Origin of the sequence: Streptomyces sp. NEAU-W12, assembly GCF_026242095.1 — a bacterium.
In the GTDB taxonomy this organism is placed as follows: Bacteria; Actinomycetota; Actinomycetes; order Streptomycetales; family Streptomycetaceae; genus Streptomyces.
On the sequence record NZ_JAPJDM010000001.1, the window covers coordinates 441,445 to 465,702 of the forward strand.

The 24,258-nt window shown below is 73.1% G+C and carries 21 protein-coding genes; 13 read left to right on the plus strand and 8 right to left on the minus strand.

Annotated features, from left to right (window positions below):
• Positions 1 to 16: 16 nt before the first annotated feature.
• Positions 17 to 1,660: a DHA2 family efflux MFS transporter permease subunit gene (locus ORI94_RS01965; RefSeq protein WP_266071906.1), complete on the plus strand. Its 1,644-nt coding sequence runs from the start codon at positions 17 to 19 to the stop codon at positions 1,658 to 1,660.
• On the opposite strand, the gene ORI94_RS01970 is transcribed toward ORI94_RS01965, so the two are convergent.
• Positions 1,657 to 2,079 carry a DUF3151 domain-containing protein gene (locus tag ORI94_RS01970; protein WP_266071907.1) on the minus strand — a complete coding sequence of 141 codons (423 nt, stop codon included), beginning with the start codon at positions 2,077 to 2,079 and terminating at the stop codon, positions 1,657 to 1,659. The genes ORI94_RS01965 and ORI94_RS01970 overlap by 4 nt on opposite strands.
• Positions 2,076 to 3,230: a PP2C family protein-serine/threonine phosphatase gene (locus ORI94_RS01975; protein WP_266071908.1), complete on the minus strand. Its 1,155-nt coding sequence runs from the start codon at positions 3,228 to 3,230 to the stop codon at positions 2,076 to 2,078. Before ORI94_RS01975 ends, ORI94_RS01970 begins: the two co-directional genes overlap by 4 nt.
• A gap of 389 nt (positions 3,231 to 3,619) precedes the next feature.
• Between ORI94_RS01975 and ORI94_RS01980 the strand changes: the two genes are divergently transcribed.
• The 10 genes from ORI94_RS01980 (at position 3,620) to ORI94_RS02025 (ending at position 15,085) form a co-directional block, all read left to right on the plus strand.
• Complete coding sequence (locus ORI94_RS01980) at positions 3,620 to 4,450, plus strand: tryptophan 2,3-dioxygenase family protein (RefSeq protein ID WP_266071909.1); 831 nt, start codon at positions 3,620 to 3,622, stop codon at positions 4,448 to 4,450.
• A 40-nt stretch (positions 4,451 to 4,490) separates the two neighbouring features.
• Entirely contained in the window at positions 4,491 to 5,855 is a 1,365-nt protein-coding gene (locus tag ORI94_RS01985) for a kynureninase (RefSeq protein ID WP_266071977.1), read from the plus strand.
• A gap of 180 nt (positions 5,856 to 6,035) precedes the next feature.
• The gene (locus tag ORI94_RS01990; RefSeq protein ID WP_266071910.1) at positions 6,036 to 6,947 is read left to right on the plus strand and encodes an alpha/beta hydrolase; all 912 of its coding nucleotides are present in this window, start codon (positions 6,036 to 6,038) and stop codon (positions 6,945 to 6,947) included.
• A gap of 170 nt (positions 6,948 to 7,117) precedes the next feature.
• Positions 7,118 to 8,083 (plus strand): alpha/beta hydrolase, encoded by a 966-nt coding sequence (locus tag ORI94_RS01995; protein ID WP_266071911.1) that lies wholly within the window; start codon positions 7,118 to 7,120, stop codon positions 8,081 to 8,083.
• Positions 8,076 to 9,290 carry an acyltransferase family protein gene (locus tag ORI94_RS02000; RefSeq protein ID WP_266071912.1) on the plus strand — a complete coding sequence of 405 codons (1,215 nt, stop codon included), beginning with the start codon at positions 8,076 to 8,078 and terminating at the stop codon, positions 9,288 to 9,290. The genes ORI94_RS01995 and ORI94_RS02000 overlap by 8 nt, the downstream gene beginning before the upstream one ends.
• Positions 9,291 to 9,300: 10 nt before the next feature.
• Positions 9,301 to 10,653, plus strand: a complete 1,353-nt coding sequence (locus tag ORI94_RS02005; RefSeq protein WP_266071978.1) for a sensor histidine kinase — start codon at positions 9,301 to 9,303, stop codon at positions 10,651 to 10,653.
• Positions 10,650 to 11,312 (plus strand): response regulator, encoded by a 663-nt coding sequence (locus ORI94_RS02010; RefSeq protein ID WP_266071913.1) that lies wholly within the window; start codon positions 10,650 to 10,652, stop codon positions 11,310 to 11,312. The genes ORI94_RS02005 and ORI94_RS02010 overlap by 4 nt, the downstream gene beginning before the upstream one ends.
• 243 nt (positions 11,313 to 11,555) lie before the next feature.
• Positions 11,556 to 12,914 carry a sensor histidine kinase gene (locus ORI94_RS02015; protein WP_266071914.1) on the plus strand — a complete coding sequence of 453 codons (1,359 nt, stop codon included), beginning with the start codon at positions 11,556 to 11,558 and terminating at the stop codon, positions 12,912 to 12,914.
• Positions 12,911 to 13,657, plus strand: coding sequence for a response regulator (locus tag ORI94_RS02020; RefSeq protein WP_266071915.1), 747 nt, complete (start codon positions 12,911 to 12,913; stop codon positions 13,655 to 13,657). The genes ORI94_RS02015 and ORI94_RS02020 overlap by 4 nt, the downstream gene beginning before the upstream one ends.
• Before the next feature lie 207 nt (positions 13,658 to 13,864).
• Complete coding sequence (locus tag ORI94_RS02025) at positions 13,865 to 15,085, plus strand: cytochrome P450 (RefSeq protein ID WP_266071916.1); 1,221 nt, start codon at positions 13,865 to 13,867, stop codon at positions 15,083 to 15,085.
• A gap of 60 nt (positions 15,086 to 15,145) precedes the next feature.
• On the opposite strand, the gene ORI94_RS02030 is transcribed toward ORI94_RS02025, so the two are convergent.
• On the minus strand, positions 15,146 to 16,807 hold the full coding sequence (locus tag ORI94_RS02030) for an ABC transporter permease (RefSeq protein ID WP_266071917.1): 1,662 nt from the start codon (positions 16,805 to 16,807) through the stop codon (positions 15,146 to 15,148).
• Positions 16,804 to 17,766 carry an ABC transporter ATP-binding protein gene (locus tag ORI94_RS02035; protein ID WP_266071918.1) on the minus strand — a complete coding sequence of 321 codons (963 nt, stop codon included), beginning with the start codon at positions 17,764 to 17,766 and terminating at the stop codon, positions 16,804 to 16,806. The genes ORI94_RS02030 and ORI94_RS02035 overlap by 4 nt, the downstream gene beginning before the upstream one ends.
• Positions 17,767 to 17,939: 173 nt before the next feature.
• On the opposite strand from ORI94_RS02035, the gene ORI94_RS02040 reads away from it, so the two are divergent.
• The gene (locus ORI94_RS02040; RefSeq protein ID WP_266071919.1) at positions 17,940 to 18,443 is read left to right on the plus strand and encodes a GbsR/MarR family transcriptional regulator; all 504 of its coding nucleotides are present in this window, start codon (positions 17,940 to 17,942) and stop codon (positions 18,441 to 18,443) included.
• A 30-nt stretch (positions 18,444 to 18,473) separates the two neighbouring features.
• Here ORI94_RS02040 and ORI94_RS02045 read toward each other — a convergent pair whose 3' ends face one another.
• Complete coding sequence (locus tag ORI94_RS02045) at positions 18,474 to 19,376, minus strand: diacylglycerol kinase family protein (protein ID WP_266071920.1); 903 nt, start codon at positions 19,374 to 19,376, stop codon at positions 18,474 to 18,476.
• Positions 19,377 to 19,562: 186 nt separating this feature from the next.
• Between ORI94_RS02045 and ORI94_RS02050 the strand changes: the two genes are divergently transcribed.
• Complete coding sequence (locus ORI94_RS02050; RefSeq protein WP_266071921.1) at positions 19,563 to 20,846, plus strand: adenylosuccinate synthase; 1,284 nt, start codon at positions 19,563 to 19,565, stop codon at positions 20,844 to 20,846.
• Between the two features lie 110 nt (positions 20,847 to 20,956).
• On the opposite strand, the gene ORI94_RS02055 is transcribed toward ORI94_RS02050, so the two are convergent.
• The 3 genes from ORI94_RS02055 to ORI94_RS02065 form a co-directional block, all read right to left on the minus strand.
• Positions 20,957 to 21,607, minus strand: coding sequence for a hypothetical protein (locus tag ORI94_RS02055; protein ID WP_042163549.1), 651 nt, complete (start codon positions 21,605 to 21,607; stop codon positions 20,957 to 20,959).
• A gap of 191 nt (positions 21,608 to 21,798) precedes the next feature.
• A complete protein-coding gene (locus tag ORI94_RS02060; RefSeq protein WP_266071922.1) occupies positions 21,799 to 22,506 on the minus strand; it encodes a GntR family transcriptional regulator in 708 nt (235 codons plus the stop codon).
• A 233-nt stretch (positions 22,507 to 22,739) separates the two neighbouring features.
• Complete coding sequence (locus ORI94_RS02065) at positions 22,740 to 24,107, minus strand: aspartate aminotransferase family protein (protein ID WP_266071923.1); 1,368 nt, start codon at positions 24,105 to 24,107, stop codon at positions 22,740 to 22,742.
• Positions 24,108 to 24,258: the final 151 nt, after the last annotated feature.

Here is a 24,258-nt window from a genome sequence, read left to right on the forward strand (position 1 = left end):
TCCGTATGCTCCGAGCATGCCCGGTGTCCGGCTGTCCTCCCCGCAGGGCAAGTGGGTTCTGCTCACCACGGTGCTCGGTTCCAGCATGGCCATGCTGGACTCCACCGTCGTCAACGTCGCCCTCCCGCGCATCGGCCGTGACCTCGACGCGGACCTCACCGTCCTGCAGTGGACGGTCAACGCGTACATGGTCACGCTGGCCGGGCTGATCCTGCTGGGCGGGGCGCTGGGCGACCGGTTCGGGCGCCGGAGGGTGTTCGTGGTCGGGGTGCTGTGGTTCGCGGCGGCCTCCCTGCTGTGCGGCCTCGCGCCGGACGCCGGTGTGCTGATCGCCGCCCGTGCCCTGCAGGGGGTCGGCGGGGCGCTGCTCACGCCCGGCTCACTCGCCCTGATCCAGGCGTCCTTCCACCCCGACGACCGGGGCCGGGCGGTGGGTCTGTGGTCCGGTTTCGGTGGGATCGGCGCGGCGGTCGGCCCGTTCCTCGGCGGCTGGCTGGTGGACGGGCCGGGCTGGCGCTGGGTTTTCCTGATCAACGTGCCGCTGGCCGTGCTGTGCGCCCCGATCGCGGTCCGTCACGTGCCGGAGTCGGACAGCGGGGAGCGGGCCCACGGCCGCTTCGACGTGCTCGGCGCGGTGCTCGGCGCGCTCGCCCTCGCCCTGGTCACGTACGCGCTGATCGAGGCGGGCGGGGCCGGTGGGGGCTCTCTCCTGGTCGCGGCCACCGGGGTCGCCGGACTGGCCGTCGCGGTCGCCTTCGTGGCCGTCGAGAAGCGCGGCCCGCACCCGATGATGCCGCTGGACGTCTTCGGCTCACGCCTGTTCACGGCGGTCAACATCGTCACGCTGTGCGTGTACGCGGCCTTCGGCGGCTTCTTCTTCCTCGCCGTGCTCCAGCTCCAGGTCGCCGTCGGCTGGTCCGCGCTCGCCGCGGGTACGGCGCTGCTGCCCACGACCGTGCTGATGCTGCTGCTCTCCGCCCGCTCCGGTGAGCTCGCCGACCGGATCGGGCCGCGCGTCCCGCTCACTGTCGGACCGCTGCTGTGCGCGGCCGGGATGCTGCTGATGACGCGGGTGGGGCCGGGCGCCTCGTACCTCCCCGACGTCCTGCCCGCGCTGCTGGTGCTGGGTCTCGGCATGGTCACCCTGGTGGCGCCGCTGACCGCGACCGTTCTCGCCGCCGTGGACACTGCACGGGCCGGCCTGGCCAGCGGCATCAACAACGCGGCGGCCCGCGCGGCCGGCCTGGTGGCGGTGGCCGCGCTGCCCCTGCTGGCCGGGATGGGGCCGGAGGCGTACCGGGAGCCGGACGCCTTCGACGGCGCGTTCGGCCGGGCGATGGTGCTGTGTGCCGGGGTTCTGGTGGTCGGCTCGGTCATCGCCTTCGCGATCGTGCGGCGTCCGGCACCGGGCTGCCGCCATCCCGAATGCCGTACGCACGGCAGTGTGGCGGTACCCCCGCTGGAACCCGAGACCGACCCCGAGACCGACCCTGTGACCGCATCCGAGACCGACCCTGTGACCGCATCCGAGACCGACCCTGTGACCGCATCCGAGACCGACCCTGTGACCGCATCCGAGGCCGCACCCGGGCCCGATACGGGGCGGAAAGGTGGTGTTTCACGTGAAACACCACCACCGCCCGGGCCTGAGAGGCTCTAGGCGCGCTTCAGCTCCTCGTACGCCTCGGCGCTGCTGTCCTGGAGGAACTGCGTGCAGCGCTCCGCCTCGTCCTTCTCGTCGATCGCCTCGGCGGCGCGGGCGAGAGCGGCGAGGCAGCGCAGGAAGCCGCGGTTGGCGCGGTGGCTCCACGGGATCGGGCCGTGCCCCTTCCAGCCGGACCGGCGCAGGGAGTCGAGACCTCGGTGATAGCCCGTCCGGGCGTACGCGTACGACTCGACCACTCGCCCCGCCTCGAAGGCGTCGTCGGCGAGCATGGCCCAGGCAAGCGAGAACGTCGGGAACTTCGCCACCACCTCGGCGGGCGGCAGGGACTTCTCGACGAGCAGGCGGTACGCCTCCTCGTTCTCCGGCAGATGGGTCGGGTCCGGGCCGCCGAGCAGGTTCTTCTGAGTGGTCATGACGCCAGTCTGCCACCTGTCGCAGGCCGTTCCGGCGGGGTGGCGGTGTCCGCGTCCAGGGTGACGGCGAAGAGTGCGGCGTCGTCCTGCAGCGCACCCCCGGTGTGTCGGAAGACGGCGTCGAGCACGGCGTCGAGCACCACGTCCGGGTTCGGCGGGAAGGGCCGGGACAGCATCGGGACGAGGTCGAAGAAGGTGCCGTCCACGTCGCGGGCCTCGTTGATGCCGTCGGTGTAGAGCACCAGCGTGGCCCCGGCCGGTAACGCGAACCGGTCGACCGGGACCTCGTCGCCGTCGGGAGCGTCACCGGAACCGCCGCCGAGAACGCTCAGGCCCAGGGGCAGCGACGCCACGGCAGGTTCCAGCGGGACCACCCCGCCGTCGTGCACCAGCAGGGGTGCCGCGTGGCCCCGGACGGCGATACGGAGTTCGGAGTAGTCGGGGGCGAGCTCCGCGACGACGGCCGTGGCGAACGACTCGGTCTCCGCCCCGCTCGCCTGGTCGATGTCCCCCCGCATCCGCTCCTCCAGCTGCCGGACCACGCCCGGCAGGTCCGACCGGTAGAGGCAGGCCTCGTGGAACGATCCGAGCAGGGCGTTCACCGCGCGGACCGCCTCCAGCCCCTTGCCGCGCACATCGGCGATGAGCATGCGGATGCCGTGCGGCGTCTCGTGGATGGCGAAGAGGTCACCGCCGATGGCTGCCTCCGTGTGGGCGACCTCGTACCGGGCGGCCACGGTGAGCCGTCCCACCCGGCGCGGCGGGTCCGGCAGTACCGCGCGCTGCACCACCGCCGCCACCTCCCGGCTCGTCCTCAGCTGCTGCCGGTCGCGTGTCAGCTGCACGTTGAGGCCCGCAGCGATGACGGTGAGCAGGACCAGACTGCTGAACGCGGTGCCGTCGGCGCGGGTCGGCTCTCTTTCCAGGCCCACCAGGAGGAGCCCCACGACGTTCGCCGCCACACCGGTGGTGATCGTCCCGTTCAGGGAGAGGACCGGCGCGGCCACGACGGGGGCGGCCGCGAGCAGGGGGAACGTGCTGAAGTTGTTCAGGAGGAGGAGGTCGAGGACGAAGGCACCCACGAGCAGCGCGGCGGGCAGCCACCGGAGCCACCGCTCGCGCTCCCTCACGTCCCTGCGCCCGTTTCGCATGCGATTCAGCGTTCCTGAGGTGGTCGTCCCGTCGGTGCGGCCGGCACTCAGTCTCCGGCACACTCCGGGCGACGGCTACCGGAAGATCTCCGCGGGCACGGGCCGGCTCCGGTGGCCAGGGCACGGTGCGGTGGGCCACCGTTCCCCCGCACCCCGCACCCCGCACCCCGTGCCCCTGCGGCGCGTTCCGAGGGCGTGACCTCCCGGCGCGCCCCCATGAGGTGTCCCCCACACGTACCCCGTGAGGTATTCCCGTGGCCCGTCCGTGATCAGGCGGGCCTTGCGATGCCGGGGGACGATTGCGGAGGATGCCGTGTGGGGACCGGGGCCCCCGTGTCGGTAACGGCAGGGGCGGACCGCTACCCGGAGCACAAAAACAGGAGACAGCGATGTCCCACGAGGCTTTTGAGCCGGAGACCCCGCATCTCGACTTCGAGGGCACGACCCCCTACGAGGACTACGTCAAGGCCGACGTCCTCACCCATCTCCAGCACACCCTCTCCGACGATCCCGGAGAGATGGTCTTCCTGGTCACCACCCAGGTGATGGAGCTGTGGTTCACCGTGATCGTGCACGAGTGGGAGACGGCGGCGAACGCGCTGCGCGGCGACGACATCCCCACCGCGATCGACGCGCTGAAGCGGTCCGTCCGGGAACTGGAGGCGCTGAACGCCTCCTGGAAACCACTCGGACAGCTCACTCCGGCGCAGTTCAACGCCTACCGCGGCGCGCTCGGCGAGGGATCCGGTTTCCAGTCGGCGATGTACCGGCGCATGGAGTTCCTGCTCGGCGACAAGTCCGCGTCCATGCTCGTCCCGCACCGGGGCGCGCCGCGGGTGCACGCCGAGCTGGAGAAGGCGCTGCACGAGCCGAGCCTGTACGACGAGGTGCTGCGCCTCCTCGCACGCCGCGGGCACGCCGTCCCCGGCGAGGTGCTGCACCGCGACGTGTCCCGGCGGTACGAGCCGTCGTCGCAGGTGGAGGAGGTCTGGACGGCCGTCTACTCGGGTGACGAGCGCGGCGACGTCGCCCGGCTGGGCGAGGCGCTCACCGATGTCGCCGAGCTGGTGTGGCGCTGGCGCAACGACCACCTGGTCGCCACCCGCCGTGCGATGGGCGCCAAGACCGGTACGGGCGGCTCCGCCGGAGTGGCCTGGCTGGAGAAGAGGGCGCGGAACAACGTGTTCCCCGAGCTGTGGACGGCGCGATCGTATGTCTGAACCGATGTCTGAACCGATGCCCGAGCCGATGCCCGAGCCGATGCCCGAGCCGGTGTCCGACCTGAGACTCAGGGCGAAGGAGCTGGACGCGGCCGACGGACTGGCCGTCAAGCGGGCCGAGTTCGCGCTCGGCGCGGACGGCGACGAGAGCGGCGGCGACACGGTCTACCTCGACGGCAACTCGCTGGGCGCGCTGCCCGTCACCGTCCCCGGCCGGGTCGAGGACGTCGTCCGCAGGCAGTGGGGCGAGCTGCGCATCCGGTCCTGGACGGAGAGCGGCTGGTGGACGGCGCCCGAGCGGATCGGCGACCGGATCGCCCCGCTGGTCGGCGCGGCGGCCGGGCAGATCGTCGTCGGCGACTCCACGAGTGTCAACCTCTTCAAGGCGGTGGTGGGCGCGGTGCGCCTGGCCCGGCTGACGGACGGTGCCGCTGGCCCCGCCGGCCCCGCCGGCCCCGCCGGCCCCGCCGGCCCCGCCGGATCCGCCGGACCTGCCGGGCCTGCCGGGCCCGTGCGTGACGAGATCGTGGTGGACGCGACCGCCTTCCCCACGGACGGCTACATCGCCGAGTCGGCGGCCCGGATGACCGGCTGCACCCTGCGTCCGGTGCCGCCGTCCGAGGTCCCGGGCGCGCTCGGCGACCGTACGGCCGCCGTGCTGCTCAACCACGTCGACTACCGCACCGGGCGGCTGCACGACCTGCCCTCGCTGACGGCCGCCGTGCACGCGGCGGGGGCGTACGTCGTCTGGGACCTGTGCCACAGCGCGGGCGCGCTGCCGGTCGGGCTGGACGAGCACGGCGTGGACCTGGCGGTCGGCTGCACCTACAAGTACCTGAACGGCGGCCCCGGGTCACCGGCGTACCTCTATGTCCGCGCAGGGCTGCAGGACCGGTTCGACTCCCCGCTGCCCGGCTGGAACTCCCACGCGGAGCCCTTCGGCATGCGCCCGGAGTACGCACCGGCGCCGGGTGCGCTGCGTGGGCGGGTCGGCACCCCGGACATCCTGTCCATGCTCGCCCTGGAGGCGGCACTGGACGTCTGGGACGCCGGCGTCACGGTCGAGGCGGTACGGGCCAAATCCCTTGCCCTGACGGACTTCTTCCTGGAGTGCGTCGAGGCGTACGTCCCCGGGGGCAGGGTGCAGTGCGTGACCCCGCGTGCGCACCGGGAGCGGGGCAGCCAGATCGCCCTGCGCTGCCGGGACGCCGGTGACGTCATGCGGCGGCTGATCGAGCGGGGGGTGGTGGGCGACTTCCGCCACCCGGACGTCCTCCGCTTCGGCTTCACCCCGCTGTACGTCGGCTTCGCGGACGCGGAGCGGGCGGCCCGGGTGCTGGCGGAGGTACTGAGGGAGGCATCGGCAAAGGCTCCGGCGGAGACAGGAGCCGCCCGCGGGGCCTGAGCGACGGCCGGAGGAGGGCGGCCGGGGCGGGAGGTGCTCTCCGTCCCGGCCGCCCTCGGGAGAGGTTCACCGAGCGTGATATCCCCATGTCCATGCCCGTCACCGTGCTGATACCGTCCCGGCCAACGGCCGAATTCTTCTCTCGTCCGTCAAGCACGTGTGAACGCTGAGAGGTTGAGCATGAGGGACGACGTCGCAGCAGCCCGGTCCGCAGCCGAGGAGGAGTCCCTCTTCTCCCGTCCGCCGGTCGGGCCCGATGTCACGGCGGCCTACGGTGACGGCCCGGATCAGGTGGTCGACCTCTATGCCCCGCGGGGCGCGAGCGGTGGTCCCGGCGGTGCGGCCGCTGTCGCGGGTACCGCGGGGCTCGCAGGGCCCGCCCCTCTGGTCGTCGTCCTGCACGGTGGTGCCTGGCGGGCACCCTACGACCGGCGGTACATCAGCCCGTTCGCCGGTTTCCTGGCCCGCCGGGGATTCGCCGTGGCCAGCGTCGAGTACCGGCGTGGGGCGGGGGAGGTGGGCGGCCCGGTCGCGGGGCGGTGGCCCGACACCTTCGACGACATCGCCGCCGCGCTCGACGCGCTGCCCGGGCTGGCCGGCCGACACCTGCCCGGCGCCGACCCGCGCCGCATCGTGGTCACCGGCCACTCGGCGGGTGGCCACCTGGCGCTGTGGGCCGCCGCCCGGCACCTCCTCCCCGCCGACGCCCCCTGGTACACCGACCGTCCCGCACCCCTGCGCGGCGTGGTCGCGCTCGCTCCGATCGCCGACCTCACGGTCGCCGACAAGCTGGACGTCTGCGGCGGCGCGGTACGCCAACTCCTCGGCGGCGAAGAGCGGTTCGCCGAGCGGCAGCCCTACGCCGACCCCGCGCTGCTGCTGCCCACCGGCATCGCCACCACCCTCGTCCAGGGCCGCTGCGACGCCGATGTCCCGCAGGCGGTCGCCGAGTCGTACGCCGACGCGGCGGCCAAGGCCGGTGAGGTGGTGGGGGTGACGCTGCTGGAGGACGTCGGCCACTTCCCGCTGATCGACCCGGCGGCGGACGCCTGCGCGGTGGTGGCGGAGGAGATCGCCCAACTCGCCTGGTGACCATTCTTGGGGATGCCCCGGCTCACCCCAACAGCCTCCGGTCATACCCGTCATACCTGAGAGCCACCCCGCAGGTGAGCTCCCCGGTGGGACGCGGACTACCTGCGCCGATCCGTAACTTCCTTCCCTGACCGGCCCGATGAGCGGGCGAACGGACAGGGGGACCGATCATGAGGTACCGGTGGCGCCGCACCGCACTCGCCGTGCTGGTCGCATCGGCCGTGACGCTGCCCGTGGTCGGAGCGGCCCGGTCCCCGGTCCCCGCCCCGCCATCGGTCACACTCGCCGCACCGACGGCGGCCACCCTCGATGCCGCCTACGCCGCTCACCGCGCGGGTGCCGGGAGGGCCGCCCGGATGGCCGCGGACCACGGCGACCGGCGGCGTGCGGCCGCCAACCGCGCCCTGGCCGGCCCCACCCGGCAACTGCTCGCCTTCGACGGGCGCGGGCCCGGACTGGTCACCGAGGTCCTGGGCGACCTCGCGCACGCCGACCGCGTCGCCGTCCTCGTCCCCGGTTCCGACACCGGCCTCGACACCTACGGCCGGTTCCGCGCCGCCGCCCAGGCCCTGCACGGGCGGCTCACCCGTGAGGCTCCGGCGGGCACCCGCACGGCGGTCGTCGCCTGGCTCGGCTACCAGACGCCCGCCACGGTCGGCGTCGCCGTCGCCACCACCGACCTCGCGGACCGGGCCGCCCCCGAACTGCGCGCCTTCGTAAGGGACGTGCGGGCCGTCACCGGTCCGCGCCCGCGCCTCTCCCTGCTCTGCCATTCCTACGGTTCCGTCGTCTGTGCCCGTGCCGCCCCCGGTCTGGACGCCGCCGACGTCGACGACATCGCTGTCGTCGGCAGTCCGGGCACTGGCGCCGACACCGCCGCCGACCTGCGCACCCGCGCCCGGATCTGGGCGGCCCGCGGCGCCGACGACTGGGTGAGGCACGTGCCGCACCTCGGCGTCGACCTGTTCGGCACCGGCGTCGGCTTCGGCGCCGATCCCGTCTCCCCGGGGTTCGGTGCCCGGGTCTTCGAGGCCGGCGACGGCGGCCACAGCGACTACTTCGCATCCGGCTCCCCCTCCCTGGCCAACCTGGCCCGGATCGTCCTGGGCGAGACCACGGCGGTGACCCATGACTGACCTGACCCCGAACGGCGTACGCGGCGGCATACGGCAGGCCGCCCACCGTCTGGGCGAGGCCACCCCCGCCCACCGCGACCGTGCCGTGGACGCCCTGCGCGCCGGCGCGATCCTCGGTGTCGTCCTCGGCCACTGGCTGGTCACCGCGCTCGTCGCGGACGGCCGCACCCTGCACACGGCCAGCCCGTTGCAGCACCTGCCCTGGCTGGCACCCGTCTCCTGGCTGTTCCAGACGCTCGCCGTGTTCTTCCTGGTCGGCGGCCATGCGGCGACCCGCGGACACGCCTCGGCCCGCGCCCGGGGTGTTCCGTACCACCGCTGGCTGCGCGGCCGGCTCGCCCGGTTGTTCAAGCCGGTCGCCGCCGTCCTCACCCTGTGGACAACCGTCACGGTCGTGCTGCTGCTCTCCGGTACCGACCTCGCGACCACCCGCACGCTGGTGAAGCTCGCCCTGTCCCCGCTCTGGTTCCTGCTGGTGTTCGCCGCCCTCACCGCCGCGACCCCGCTGCTGGCCCGGCTCCACCCGCTGTGGCCGCTCGCCGTCGTCCTGCACGTGGACGTGGTGCGCTTCGGCCTCGGCGGCCCCGCCCGGCTCGGCTGGATCAACCTCGTGGCCGGCTGGCTGGTCCCCTACACCCTGGGCGCGGCCTGGACCCGGGGCGAACTGGAGCGCCGCCGCTCGGGCTGGATCCTCCTCGTCTCCGGTACGGCGGCCACGGCCGTGCTCGTCGCCTGGGCCGGCTACCCGGCCTCCATGGTCGGCGTCCCGGGCGCCGGGGTCTCCAACCTCGACCCGCCGACGCTGGCCGCCGTCACCTTCGGCCTGGCCCAGTGCGGGCTGGCGCTGCTGCTGCGGGAGCGGTTGCGGAGCGCGATGCGCCGGCCCGTCGCCTGGGCGGCGGTGGCGCTGGTCAACCTCTCCGCGATGACGGTCTTCCTCTGGCATCAGACGGCCCTCATGGCGACCACCGCCACCGCGCTCCTCCTCGGCCGTCTCCCGGGACTCCACACCGTTCCCGACGGCCTCGGCTGGGTGGCCGCCCGGCTGGCCTGGCTGCCGGTGCTCGCCGGAGCCCTCGCGGTCTGCTGGGCGGCGTTCCGGTCCTGGGAGCGGGGCGAGGGGCGGCGCCGGCCGCCCCCAGTGGTGCACGCACACCGGCCGTCGCCGCCGGACCGGGGCGCAGCGGAGGGAGTACGGCATGTCTAGGCTGACGCGGATGACGGAGTCGGGGGGCGCTACGCGGGTGTTCGAACGGGCGGTGGCGGGCTGGGCGGGACGTTGGCTGCGCGTGCTGCGCGACGACTTGTGGACCGCGCGGGTGGACCCGCTGCCACCGTCGGTGTGGCTGCGATGGGTTCCGCACGGGGTCGTCTGCCTGGCCGCTCTCGGAGTGTTGCTCGGTGACGCGGCTCAACTCGACGACAACGGCGGACTCGGAGGCGGGCCCGCCTTCCTGACTGCTCTCGCCAAGGCCGCTGCGATGGTGCTCGCGCTGTGGCGGCCGATCCCGGCGTGGTGGCTGTCGATGGCGGCCATGGTGGTGGGGCAGTACGCGGTGCGGGCCCTCATGGTCCCCGACGGGCACGAGTTCACCTGGCCCTGGACAGCGGCCGGCATCATCGCGCACGGACTCGTTCTGCTGCTGCTCGCTCTGCGCGTCCGTACCCGGGTGTCCATGGAGACACTGGGCCTGACCGTGCTCACCACCTATGTCGTCCAGGGCCTGATCGGCGGGCAGAACTACGAGCCGACCGGCGAGTTCGCCGTCATCCTGTTCGCGGTCGTCGTCATGCTGGGCACGGCCCTGCGCGGCCGCCACGAGGCCCGCGCGGAACTCGTGCAGCAGACCACGCTCACCGCCGAGGAACGGGCCCGGCGCACCCTGCTGGAGGAACGCAGCCGGATCGCACGGGAGTTGCACGACGTGGTGGCCCACCACATGTCGGTCATCTCCATCCAGGCCCAGGTCGCCCCGCACCTGGTCGAGAACCCCTCCGAGGAGCTGAAGGAGAACCTGGTCGGCATCCGGCAGAACGCCCTCGACGCGCTCACCGAGCTACGTCGTGTTCTGGGTGTACTGCGCTCCGAAGGCCCCGCCTCCCCCGCGCACGAGGACGGTTCCGGCACCGCCCCGCAGCCCACCCTGGACCGGCTCGGGGCACTGGTGGAGAACACCCGGGCCGCCGGACTCGCCGTGACCACCGAAGTCACCGGTGTGCGGAGGCCGTTGCCGCCCGGCGTCGAGCTGTCGGCGTACCGGATCGTGCAGGAGGCGCTGAGCAACGTACTGCGTCACGCCCCCGGCGCCACCGCCCGGGTCGCCCTCGCCTACGACCCGCACGGGCTGGGGGTGGAGGTGACCAACACCCGTCCCACGGGCGAGGCGCCCCCGTCCGCCGGCGCGGGGCACGGGTTGCTCGGCATGCGGGAGAGGGCCACGATGCTCGGCGGCACCCTCACCACCCGCCCCCGGCCCGACGGCGGCTACCGGGTCGCCGCCCGCCTTCCCGCCGACTCCCGCACCGGGACCATCGACCCGGCTCCTCAGCACAAGGACGACACCTCATGATCCGCGTACTCGTCGTCGACGACCAGCAGATGGTCCGGCAGGGTTTCACCGTGCTGCTGAACACCCAGCCCGACATCGAGGTGATCGGCCAGGCGGTCGACGGGCTGGACGCGGTCGCGCAGGTCGCCGATCTCACCCCGGACGTCGTCCTGATGGATATCCGCATGCCCGAACTCGGCGGTATCGAGGCCACCCGCCGCGTCACCGCCGCCACCTCGCACGTCCGGGTGCTGGTGCTGACCACCTTCGACCTCGACGAGTACGTGTACGAGGCGTTGCGCGCGGGCGCCTCCGGGTTCCTCCTCAAGGACGCCTCCAGTGACCAACTCGCGCACGCCGTAAGGGTGGTGGCGGCCGGTGACGCGCTGCTCGCGCCCGGCATCACCCGACGGCTGATCGCCGAGTTCGCACGTCTCGAGGACAGGCCCCGCTCCCCGCTCAGAGAACGTGTCGCCGGCCTCACCGAGCGGGAGACGGAGGTGCTCGGGCTGATCGCGCAGGGCCTGTCCAACGCGGAGATCGCCCTGAGGCTGGTGGTCGCAGAGCAGACCGTGAAGACCCACGTGGGCCGCATCCTGGTGAAACTGGGCCTGCGGGACCGCACCCAGGCGGCGGTCTTCGCGTACGAGTCGGGGCTGGTCCGGCCGTCGGGGTACTGACGCGAAGCGGTACGGGTACGGTGCGCGGGGCCCTCCCCGCGCACCCCTCGGCACCCCTCCCCGCGTCCCCCTCGTAGCACCTCCTCGCGCGTGCCTCTCGCCGGCCCTCCCCGCGCACCCCTCGGCACCCCCGCGCACCCTCGTAGTACCTCCTCGCGCACCCTCGTAGTACCTGAGACGGACGCCCGGGAACCCCTCTCACCGGGGACGCCCCCGGTCCCCCGGTCGGCCTAACGTGTGACCGTGACCGAGACGACCCACGCCCACTCCGCGGCCCCGCCACCGGGGGACGAGACCAAGACCCGCAGCCCGGAGTACCGGCTGGCCCAGAACGCCCTGCGCGGGCTGCGCCACGACCTGTTCGAGGACGCCTTCGCCTACCGGCCGCTGCCGCGCCGGCGCACGGACGGCCCGTTCGTCCGCCGGCTGCCCGGCCGACTGGGGTCTTCGGCGGAACATCTCCCGCACGCGCTGGTGGGGGCGGTCGCGCTGCTCGCCCTGTGCGCCGGCGCGTTGGGGGGCGGCCTGCCCGGCGGGAACGTCCTGGCTCTGCTGGCCGGCCTGCTGTGCGCGTTCCCGGTGCTCGCCACGCTGGTCCGGCCGGTCGGCGCGTTCTGGCTGTCGCTGGCGGCGGCCCCGGTGGTCGCGGTCCTCAACGGCAGCGGAGGCGAGTGGCCGTGGATGCCCGGCGCGTTCGTCTGCCACCTGGCGGTGCTGATCGTCGTGGCGCTGCGCACCCGGCCCCGCACCGCCGCCTGGATGTGGGTCCTGACCGCCGTGTACGCCTTCCTCTCGGACATCGTTTTCGGCGGGTCGTACTACTACACGAACAGCGGGCCCATGATGGTGACGTCCGCCTTCGCCCTGCTCGTGGTCTCCTTCCGGCACGTCCGTCATACCGCCCAGCAGGAGGTGACCGCCCAGCAGACGGTCACCGCGCACGAACGCTCCCGGCGCACGCTCCTGGAGGAACGCACCACCATCGCCCGCGAGCTGCACGACGTGGTCGCCCATCACATGTCGGTCGTCGCCATCCAGGCCGAGGCCGCGCCCTACCGGGTGGAGAACCCGCCGCCCGAGCTGGAGCGGGCCTTCGCCACCATCCGGGAGAACGCGGTGGCCGCCCTCACCGAACTGCGCCGGGTCCTCGGCGTGGTCCGCGCCGAGGACTACGAGGTCCCCGACGCCCCCCAGCCCACCCTCGCCGACCTCGACTCCCTGCTCGCCAACGTGCGGGACGCCGGTCTGGAGGTGGAGAAGGCGGTGACCGGGGCGGTGCGCGAGCTGCCGCCGGGGGTGGAGCTGTCGGCGTACCGGATCGTGCAGGAGGCGCTCAGCAACAGCCTGCGCCACGCGCCCGGGGCGAGCGCCCGCGTCGAGATCGGGTACGTCCTCGGCGGGCTCGGCCTGCGCGTCGTCAACGGTCCGGCGCCCGAGCCCCACCTGGTGAAACCCTCACCGGGAGCCGGACACGGCATCACCGGCATGCGCGAGCGGGTCACGATGCTGAACGGCGAGATGACGGCAGGCCCGGCGGACGACGGCGGTTACGAGATCGCGGTGTTCCTGCCGGTCGGCGCGGCGGACGAGGACGAGGCATGAGCGGGGCGAGCGGGACGGGCGGCCGCGGGGCAGGTCCCGGAGGAGGCCCCGGAGCAGGACTCGGGACCGGCGACGAGGACAGCATCCGCGTGCTCATCGCGGACGACCAGATGATGGTGCGCGAGGGCTTCTCGGTCCTGCTGAACGCGATGCCGGGCATCGAGGTCGTCGGCGAGGCCGTCAACGGCCGGCAGGCGGTGCAGCGGGTCCGCGAACTCGCCCCCGACGTGGTGCTGATGGACATCCGCATGCCCGAGCTGAACGGCATCGAGGCGACCCGCGAGATCGTCGCCGCCGACGGCGCCGCGAAGGTGCTGGTGCTGACCACCTTCGACCTCGACGAGTACGTCTACCAGGCGCTGCGCGCGGGCGCCTCCGGCTTCCTCCTCAAGGACGCCTCGGCCCGTCGCCTCGCCGACGGGGTACGGGTGGTCGCGGCCGGCGACGCGCTGCTCGCCCCCTCGGTGACCCGGCGGCTGATCACCGAGTTCTCCAAGCTGTCCGAGGCCCCGCGCCTGATGCCGTCCGCACACGCGGCGTACGGCGACCTGACCGAACGCGAGACGGAGGTCCTGGTGCTCATCGCGCAGGGCCTGTCGAACGTGGAGATCGCCGGGCGCCTGGTGGTCGCCGAGTCGACGATCAAGACGCACGTGAGCCGCATCCTGGTGAAACTGGGCCTCCGCGACCGCACCCAGGCCGCGGTCTTCGCCTACGAGGCCCGCCTGGTGACACCGGGCTGACCGCCGAGCCCGCACCCCACGCACGTGCCCCGGTCGCCGGATCGGGAGAGCGCCTGCCGGCCCCACGGGTCGGAGCAGTCCCTCGATCGTGGGTGAGGCCGTGAGCCGCCTCCTCGGTCAGGGGAGCCCGCCGGGTGACTGTGGCCGGGCCCACTTCCGGTCGGATGTCCCTGGGCACGGGCCCGGTCGGCGTCCTAGGGTCCGTTCATGACGGCTGAATCCGACCTTGCGTTCGACCCGTGGGACCCGGCGTTCCTCGCCGACCCGTACCCCGCCTACACCGAGCTGCGGGAACGCGGCCGGGTGCACTGGTTCGAGCCGACGCACCAGTGGCTGGTCCCGCACCACGCGGACGTCTCCGCGCTGCTGCGCGAGAGGCGTCTGGGCCGGACGTACCGGCACCGCTTCACCCACGAGGAGTTCGGCCGGACCGCCCCGCCGCCCGAGCACGAGCCGTTCCACACCCTCAACGACCACGGCATGCTCGACCTCGAACCGCCGGACCACACCCGCATCCGGCGCCTGGTGTCGAAGGCGTTCACGCCGCGCACGGTGGAACGCCTGAAGCCGTACGTCGAGGGGCTCGCGGCGGACCTGGTGTCCGCGCTGGTCGACGCCGGCGGGGGCGACCTGCTGCGGGACGTCGCCGAACCGCTCCCGGTCGCGGTGATCGCCGAGATGCTGGGCATCCCCGAGTCGGACCGGGCCCCGCTGAGGCCCTGGTCGGCGGACATCTGCGGGATGTACGAGCTGAACCCGTCCGAGGGGACGGCGAAGCGGGCGGTGCGCGCCTCGGTCGAGTTCACCGAGTACCTGCGCGAGCTGATCGCGCACCGTCGCGCCCACCCCGGCGACGACCTGGTCTCGGGGCTGATCGCGGCCCACGACGAGGACGACGACCGCCTCACCGAGCAGGAGATGATCTCGACCTGTGTGCTCCTGCTGAACGCGGGCCACGAGGCGACGGTGAACTCCACGGTCAACGGCTGGTGGGCGCTGTTCCGCAACCCGGACCAGCTCGCCGCCCTGCGCGCGGACCACTCCCTGGTCCCCTCCGCCGTGGAGGAGCTGATGCGCTACGACACCCCGCTCCAGCTGTTCGAACGCTGGGTCCTGGACGACATCGAGATCGACGGCACGGTCATCCCCCGGGGCGCGGAGATCGCCATGCTCTTCGGCTCCGCCAACCACGACCCGGCCGTCTTCGCCGATCCCGCCCGCCTCGACCTCACCCGCGCGGACAACCCGCACGTCTCCTTCAGCGCGGGCATCCACTACTGCATCGGGGCGCCCCTGGCCCGCATCGAACTCGCGGCGTCCATGAGGGCGCTGCTGGAGCGGGCCCCCACCCTCGCCCCGGCGGAGGAACCGGAGCGCACACCGAACTTCGTGATCCGGGGGCTGGAAGGGCTGGCGGTCGAGGTCTGACCCGCCGGTCCGCGCCGGGCGGGGCCGCGGGACGGCCGCGTCGTCCCGCGGCCCGCCCGGCTACTTCGTCTCGAGGTCCCGCCGCCGGAAGCCTGCCAGGCCCAGCCAGACCAGGCCGGCGGCGACGAGGGACAGCAGGAGCAGCGGGGTCCAGTTCATGTCCGCGGCGGGGAGCCGGGGGACGTGGCCGAACGGGGAGAGGTTGTTCGTCCAGTCCGGGAACTGCAGGATCGGGCCGAGGTAGCCGACCACGAAGGCGTACACCGGCACGATCCAGGCCGCCTGGCTCGCCCGCGGGAACCAGCCGAAGAGCACCACGGCCACGCCGACCGTGACCCACAGGGCGGGCGCGTACGCCACGGCCGCGCCCACCAGGTCCGGCAGCAGCCCGGTGTCACCGGTCGAGGCCGCGCCCGCGATGCCGAAGCCGAGCCCGGCCAGCAGCAGCACGAACGTACCGCCGCCCATGGCCACGGCCAGGTGGCCGCCGACCCAGCGGGTGCGCGAGAGGCCGGTGGCGAGGAGGGGTTCGGCGCGGCCCGCCGTCTCCTCGGAACGGGGCCGCAGGGCCGCCATGACGACGTACACCGCCGCCACGACCGTCAGGACGACCATGACCATGGAGGCGAAGGACTCGGCGACGCCGCTACCGCCGATGCGGTCCAGGGCCTCCTGGATCTCGTCGATGCCCTCCAGCATGTCCTCGGCGTCCCCGAGGATCGATCCGTACATCGCGCCCATCAGGAACAGGCCGGTGCCGAAGCCGACCAGCATGCCGCGGTGCAGGCGCAGGGCGAAGCCGACCGGTGTGGCGAGCGCGTCGGAGGCCGTGGGGCGGCCCAGCTTCCCGGGACGCAGGCCCGCGCCCACGTCCCGCCGGGTGGAGAGCACGAACCCGGCCGCCGCGCACGCCGCCGCGAGCACCGGGCAGAGCAGCAGCGGCCACCAGCGGTTGTCGACGTACGGGTAGCTGCGCTGCACCCAGCCGATCGGGGACAGCCAGGACAGGGCGGCGTTCTCGCCGCTGTCGCCGGCGGCGCGCAGCACGTAGGCGACGCCGATGACCGCGAGCGCCATGCCGGACGCGCCGCGCGTGTGCGCGGTGAACTGGGCGGTGACCGCGGCGACGGCGGCGAAGACGAGGCCGACGGCGGCGTGGCCGGAGCCGTAGAGCAGCGAGCCCTCGGTGTCGATGCCCTCCAGCCCCAGGCCGGCCAGGCCGAAGGTCAGCAGCAGGGCCAGGGCGAGGTTGGCCAGGGCCGCGACGGACAGGGCGGCGGCGAGGTGGGCGTGGCGGCCCACGACGGTCGAGCGCACCAGCTCGGCGCGGCCGGTCTCCTCCTCGGCGCGGGTGTGCCGGGTGACGACCAGCACGCTCATGAGGCCGACGAGGACGGCCGTGAAGCCGATCATCTGGTGGCCCAGCATGGAACCGAAGGTGTAGTCGTCGAGGTAGTGGCGGGGGCCGGACATGGCGAGGCCGGCCGGGCTGTCCATGCTCCTGACGGCGTTGGCCCGGTCCTGCGGCTCGCTGTACAGCGTCCTGAAGCTGTTCGCCGTCATGAGCGTGCCGAGGAGCAGGGCCAGGATCCACACCGGGAGCCGGATCCGGTCCCGGCGCAGGGCGAAGCGGATCAGGGTCCGGGTCCCGGCCAGCGCGTTGCCGCCCGCGACCGGTCCGGCGGGTGTCGGCGCCTCGGGGGCGGCGGTCGCGGTGGTCATCGCAGGCCTCCGTCCGTGCGCTGCCCGTCCGTGCCGTGTCCGTCCGTGCCGTGCTCGTTGGCGGCGAGTTCGCTGCCGTAGTGGCGGAGCATCAGCTCCTCCAGGGTCGGCGGGTGGCTGACGAGACTGCGGATGCCGAACTCGGTGAGCTTGCGGACCGCGCCGTCGACCCGGCCGCCGTCGACGGCGAACCGGACCCGGCCGGTGGCCTCGTCCAGGGTCCGCAGGTCGTGGACGCCGGGCAGCTCGTCGAGGCCGGTGGCGGGCCGCTCGGTCTCCACCTCGATGGTGGTGCGGGTCAGGTGGCGCAGCTCGCCGAGGGTGCCGGACTGGACGGTGCGCCCCAGCCGGATGATGCTCACGCGGTCGGCGAGCTTCTCCACCTGGGCCAGGATGTGGCTGGAGAGCAGGACGGTCTTGCCGGCCGCCTTGGCCTCGCCGATGACGTCCTGGAAGACGACCTCCATGAGCGGGTCCAGTCCCGCGGTCGGCTCGTCGAGCAGCAGCAGCTCGGCGTCGGAGGCGAGCGCGGCGACGATGGCGACCTTCTGCCGGTTGCCCTTGGAGTAGGCGCGGCCCTTCTTGGTCGGGTCCAGGTCGAAGCGCTCGACGAGTTCGGCGCGCCGCTTCCTGTCCAGGCCGCCGCGCAGCCGTGCCAGCAGGTCGATGGCTTCGCCGCCGGTGAGGTTCGGCCACAGTTCGACGTCGCCGGGGACGTAGGCGAGGCGACGGTGGAGCTCCACGGCGTCCGCCCACGGATCGCGGCCGAGCACCTGGGCGGCGCCCGAGTCGGCGCGCAGCAGGCCGAGCAGGACGCGGATGGAGGTGGACTTGCCGGAACCGTTCGGGCCCAGGAACCCGTGGACCTCGCCGGTCTCGACCTCCAGGTCGAGACCGGCGAGTGCGTGCGTGCGGCCGAACGACTTGTGGAGTCCGGACACGGTGATGGCCTTCGTCATGCTTCGGAACGTACGCTGATTTCACAAATTTGTGAAGTTAAGGAAGCGTATGAATGCCGGACTAGACTGGTCGACGTCGCTGAGCTGCGGATACGGAGACGGGTACGGGTACGGGTACGGATCCGCGGAGGGTGGACGGGACGCGTGCGGGCCGAGGCGGAGATGGGCGGGTCATGACGGAGGAAGGGACCGGGCTGCCGGGGCGGGACCCCGAGGCGGTCTCCCGGTTCGTCGAGCACTTCGCCGCGCAGTTGGTGGCGGCCGGAGTGCCGCGCATGCCGGCCAGGGTCTTCGCGGCCCTGCTGGTCTCGGACACCGGTGTCAGCACCTCCGCCGAACTGGGGGAGATGCTGCGGATCTCGCCCGCCGCGGTCTCCGGGGCGGTGCGCTACCTGGACCAGCAGCACCTGGTCTCCCGCGAGCGGGAGCCCGGCTCGCGCCGTGAGCGCTACCGGGTGCACGGCGACCAGTGGTACGAGGCCCTCACCAGTCGCGAGGCGGTCCTCCGGCGCTGGCAGGACGCGCTGCGCGAGGGCGTCGCCAGCGTGGGCCCCGACACCCCGGCCGGCCTCCGGCTGGCGGAGACGCTGGCCTTCTTCGAGTTCGCCGAGAAGGAGATCGAGGCGCTCATGGACCGGTGGCGCGCCCACCGCGAGGAGCGCTTCGGCCGTGACTGAGCCGCTCCGCCCGGCCGAGGCCGACCCCGCTCACACCGGCAGCGTCAGCCCCCAGGCGTCCTCCCGGGCCACCCACGTCCGGGTGCCCACCGGCCCCGACACGACCGCGTCCGCCCGGTAGCGGAAGTGCGCGCCCGACACGGTCACCGTGTGCCCCTCGGCCAGCAGCGGCGACGCCTCCGTGCCGACCGAGACCGGCCGCACCTCGACCCGGGCGACCCCGCCGGGGCCGGGGACGACGGAGACCCCCTCCACCGGCTGGCGCAGGTCGACCAGCGTCACCCCGTCGACCTCCACCCGCAGCCGCACCGGCCCGCCCTCGGGAGCGGAGGCCACCCGGGGCGGCAGGGCCGGCACCAGGGTGCGCACCAGGGACTGGCAGGTCCGCAGCCACGGATGCTGCCCCGTGCCGGTGTCCCGGCCGAGGTCCTCGGCGTCGTAGGCGTACCCGGCCCCGCCGGCCCCCTCCTTCCGCATCCGCGCGGCACCGGCCGGAGGAATCCGTACCGCACCGAGCACCACGCCGTCGCTGTCGTCCACCAACAGGTTCATCCGCCGCTCGGTGCCCTCCAGCACGGCGCGGGACGCGGCCACCGCCCCCGTGGGCACCCCCAGCGACCGGGCGAGCGACAGCGCGCCCCCGACCGGCACCAGGGCCAGCGCGCAGCCGGTCAGCTCCCGCTGCCGGTGCAGCAGCCCCACCGCCCGGATCAGGGCCCGGTCGTCGCCGACCAGTACCGGGCGCCTCGAGCCCCGCCGGGCGAGCGCGCGGGCGAATTCCTCCGGGCCGTCCGGCAGGCACACCTTCGTCGCCGCACCCCCGCTGAGCACGTCTTTCGCGATGCGTACGGACTCGCCGTCCCTGCGGCGGGCGACCGGATCGATGACCACCAGGAGCTGATCGGACGTCGGGGAAGTCGCCACCTCGGCCATGCCTCGCTTCCTCGGGTAGCATCTTTGTGCAAGAGCCCCTTGCGCTGTTGCGCAGGGGCTTCGTCTATTCCGGGGCATCCGGTCCGACGGTTGGCGGCCAACGGTGGTCGCGGTGTGTGCGCGGCGGAGATCCTCCGCGTACGCCCCTGACCCTGGACATGCCCCACCCGGAAGGGGTGTACGCGCGTGCCCGCACTTGTGCTGCTCGGTGCTCAGTGGGGTGACGAAGGCAAGGGAAAGGCGACGGACCTGCTCGGCGGGTCCGTCGACTACGTGGTGCGTTACCAAGGCGGTAACAACGCCGGCCACACGGTGGTCGTGGGCGACCAGAAGTACGCCCTCCACCTGCTCCCTTCCGGAATCCTCTCCCCCGGTTGCACCCCGGTCATCGGCAACGGCGTCGTCGTCGACCCCTCCGTCCTGTTCTCCGAGCTGAGCGGGCTGAACGAGCGGGGCGTCGACACGTCCAAGCTCCTGATCAGCGGCAACGCGCACATCATCACGCCGTACAACGTGACCGTCGACAAGGTGACGGAGCGGTTCCTCGGCAAGCGCAAGATCGGCACCACCGGCCGCGGCATCGGCCCGACCTACGCCGACAAGATCAACCGCGTCGGCATCCGGGTCCAGGACCTGTACGACGAGTCGATCCTCACCCAGAAGGTCGAGGCGGCCCTCGACGCCAAGAACCAGATGCTCACCAAGCTCTACAACCGGCGCGCGATCGCCGGCGAGCAGGTGGTCGAGGAACTGCTGGGCTACGCCGACAAGCTGGCGCCGTACGTCGCCGACACCGTCCTGGTGCTCAACCAGGCGCTGGAGCAGGACAAGGTGGTCCTCTTCGAGGGCGGCCAGGGCACCCTGCTCGACATCGACCACGGCACGTACCCCTTCGTCACCTCGTCGAACCCGACCGCGGGCGGCGCCTGCACGGGCTCCGGCGTGGGCCCGACGAAGATCAGCCGGGTCATCGGCATCCTCAAGGCGTACACGACCCGCGTCGGCGCCGGCCCGTTCCCGACGGAGCTGTTCGACGAGGACGGCGAGGCGCTGCGCCGCATCGGCGGCGAGCGGGGCGTCACCACCGGCCGCGACCGCCGCTGCGGCTGGTTCGACGCGGTCATCGCCCGCTACGCGACCCGCGTGAACGGCCTGACCGACTTCTTCCTCACCAAGCTCGACGTCCTCACCGGCTGGGAGCAGATCCCGGTCTGCGTGGCCTACGAGATCGACGGCAGGCGCGTGGAGGAGCTCCCCTACTCCCAGTCGGACTTCCACCACGCGAAGCCGGTCTACGAGACGCTCCCGGGCTGGTCCGAGGACATCACCGGCGCGAAGTCCTTCTCCGACCTGCCGAAGAACGCCCAGGCGTACGTCAGGGCCCTGGAGGAGATGTCCGGCGCCCCGATCTCCGCGATCGGCGTGGGCCCGGGCCGCGACGAGACGATCGAGATCAACTCGTTCCTGTAGTCCGGTCCCGCGGTACTCCCGCCCCACCCCGCCGTACCGACGTCCCGGTGGTCCGTCCAGGGCCACCGGGACGTCTTCGCGTCCGGGGCGGGCCGGCCGCCGCACCGGGCTCAGCTGAACACGATCATCGAACCCTGGGCCAGGCTGCGGGTGGCCGCCGCGTGCAGGCCGAGCCAGACGTGGCGTTCGCGGGCGAAGGGGCTGGGGTCGTACGGGGCGGGGACGGCGGGTTCCTCCAGCTCGGTCGGCCCCTGCGGGGGCTCCGGAGCGGCCGGGGGGTTCGCCGGGTCGATGCCGAGGGCCGGGGCGACGACCTCCAGTTCCCGCAGCAGCGCGTGGGAGGAGCCCAGCGGGCCGCCGCCGGCGAGGAGTTCGTCGCTGGAGAGCGGGTGCGGGAAGTCCACGGGGACGTAGGCCCCGGCGTGGTCGTAGTGCCAGACCAGGTGCGACTGCTGGGCCGTCGTCTCGAACATCTCCAGCAACTGCTCGTAGTCGCCGCCCAGTTCGTCCACCGGGGTGACCGGCAGGCCGCACACCTGGAGCAGGTAGGCGCGCCGCAGGAAGTGCAGTGCGTCGTAGTCGAAGCCCGCGACCGGGGCGACCTCGCCGGACAGACCCGGCATGTACTGGTACACCGGCACCGGCGGCAGCCCGGCCTCGGCGAGCACCTTGTTGTACTGCGCGAGTTCCTCGGCGAACGGATTGTCGGGGGTGTGGCACAACACGTCGACGAGCGGTACCAGCCACAGGTCACAGGCCAAAGAGGGCTCCTCGCATAGCACGTCCACCGCGTCCGGCACGTCCACCGCGTCCGGGACGGCGGTCAGGGAAGGGTACCGGTGCGGCGCGAGGGTGAGTCCCCTCGTGCAGGTCCTCTACCCATACGAACACAGACGACGCGGGACCCGGCCTCCGGGCTCCGGCTCGCGGTCGCCCGGGCCGTTCAGTCCGCTCAGTCCGCGGGAAGCTGTTCGACGAGAGCGAGGGAGTACGCGTCGTACGAGGCGACGACCGCGCGGGCGGAGTCGGTGTCACGGCGCACCAGCGCGTCGACCAGACCGGTGTGCTCGCACCACAGCCGCCCCCGCAGGTCGGGCAGCCGCCGCAGATGCTGCACCACGCACACCCAGGTCTGGACGCGGAGCCGGTGCAGGAAGGCGGTGAGGTGGGGGTTGCCGAACAGGGCGACGAGCTCGCGCCAGAAGCGCAGGTCGTAGCCGATCAGTACGGTGAGCTCCCCGGCGAGGGCCGAACGCTGGGCCTCCTCGCCGCGCCGCCGGACCCCGGCGAGCGCGGCGGCGACCCGGGGCTCCTCGGGGCGCAGACGGGCGAGGCGGCCGTCTGCGTCGGTCAGGGCGTGGAACATCCCGTCGATCACCAGCGTGCGGGCCTCGATCATGCCGCGGAAGTCGTCGGCGGAGTACTGGTGCACCCGGAACCCCCGGTGCTGGTCGGCGTCGAGCAGCCCCTGTGCCGACAGGTCGACCAGCGCCTCCCGCACCGGGGTCGCGGACACCCCGTACTGGTCGGCGATCTCCTTGACGGTGAACTCCTGCCCCGGCTCCATCCGCCCGGCCAGCACCTCGTCACGGAGCGCGTCGGCGATCTGCTGCCGCAGCGTGCTGCGCGTCACCGCGCCGTTGCCGCCGATGCCGGGCATGGTCGGGCGTCTCCCTCGTCGTCCTCGAGTGGCGTGACCGTGCCCCGCGCGGGGGCGGTGCGCGTGCCCCGCGCGGGGGCGGTGCGCGTGCCCCGCGCACCGGTCGCCTGCATCCGGCCGTGTGCATCCGGCCCGCGCGTCGGCCGCTTGGTCCGGCGCACGCGTCCGTCCACGGTCACGCCACTTTACGTGTTCGAGTGCCACATGCCCGTTCGAATGCCCGGGTCATCCCCTCACGGTCGGTCCGTGTACTCGTCCGCCGCCGACAGCGCCGAGTCCAGCGCGGTCAGGCCCTCCTCCAGTTCGGCCTCGCTCACGGTGCACGGCGGGACGACATGGGTGCGGTTCATGTTCACGAAGGGCCACAGCCCGTTCGCCTTCGCGGCGGCGGCGAAGGCGGCCATGGGGGCGTTCGCCTCACCGGCCGCGTTGTAGGGGACCAGCGGCTCCCGGGTCTCCCGGTTCCGCACCAGTTCCAGCGCCCAGAACATGCCGACCCCGCGGACCTCGCCCACACTCGGGTGCCGCTGCGCCAGCGCGTGCAGCGCCGGCCCGACGACGGACTCCCCGAGCCGCGCCGCGTTCTCGACGATGCCCTCCTCGGCCATGGCGTCGATCGTCGCGACGGCCGCGGCGCAGGCCAGCGGATGCCCGGAGTAGGTGAGCCCGCCCGGGTACGGCCGCTTCCCGAACGTGTCCGCGATCGCGCCGGAGATCGCGACGCCGCCGAGCGGCACGTACCCGGAGTTCACGCCCTTCGCGAAGGTCATCAGGTCCGGCACGACGTCGTACAGGTCCGCCGCGAACCAGGTGCCGGTCCGGCCGAACCCGGCCATCACCTCGTCCAGGACGAAGACGATCCCGTGCCGGTCGCACAGCTCCCGCACCCCGGCGAGGTAACCGGGCGGGGGCGGCATGATGCCCGCGGTCCCCGGAATGGTCTCCAGGACGATCGCCGCGATCGTCGACGGCCCCTCGAAGGCGATCGTCGTCTCCAGGTGCTCGAGCGCCCGCGCACACTCCTGCTCCTGGGTCTGCGCGTAGAAGCGGGAGCGGTACAGGAACGGCGCCCAGAAGCGCACGACCCCGGCCGTGCCGCTGTCGGAGGCCCAGCGGCGCGGGTCGCCGGTGAGGTTCACGGCCTGCTGGGTGCCGCCGTGGTACGAGCGGTACGCGGAGAGCACCTTGGGCCGCCCGGTGTGCAGCCGCGCCATGCGCAGGGCGTGCTCGACGGCGTCCGCGCCCCCGTTGGTGAAGAAGACCTTGTCCAGGTCGCCCGGCGTCCGCTCGGCGATCAGCCGTGCCGCCTCCGACCGCGCCTCGACGGCGAACGCGGGCGCGAACGTCGCCATCCGCCCCGCCTGCTCCTGGATCGCGGCGACGACCTTGGGGTGCTGGTGGCCGACGTTGGTGAAGACGAGTCCGCTGGTGAAGTCGAGGTAGCGCCGGCCCTCGTAGTCCCAGAAGTACGACCCCTGGGCCCCGGCGACGGCGAGCGGGTCGATCAGCTCCTGCGCGGACCAGGAGTGGAAGACGTGGGCGCGGTCGGCGGCCTTCACGGTGGCCCCGGCCCCGGCCCCGGCGTTCGGCTGAGCAGTCATACGGGCGAGCGTAAGTCTCCCCTCCGGTTCTTTGACAGTGTGCTGCAATCATGTCAGTATGTTGTCAATAGGTGTTCGCCGGCATTCGACCGGCACCCGACATCCGGCGGTCCTCGCCGGCATCCGCCGGTGTCCACCGGCGCACTCCAGG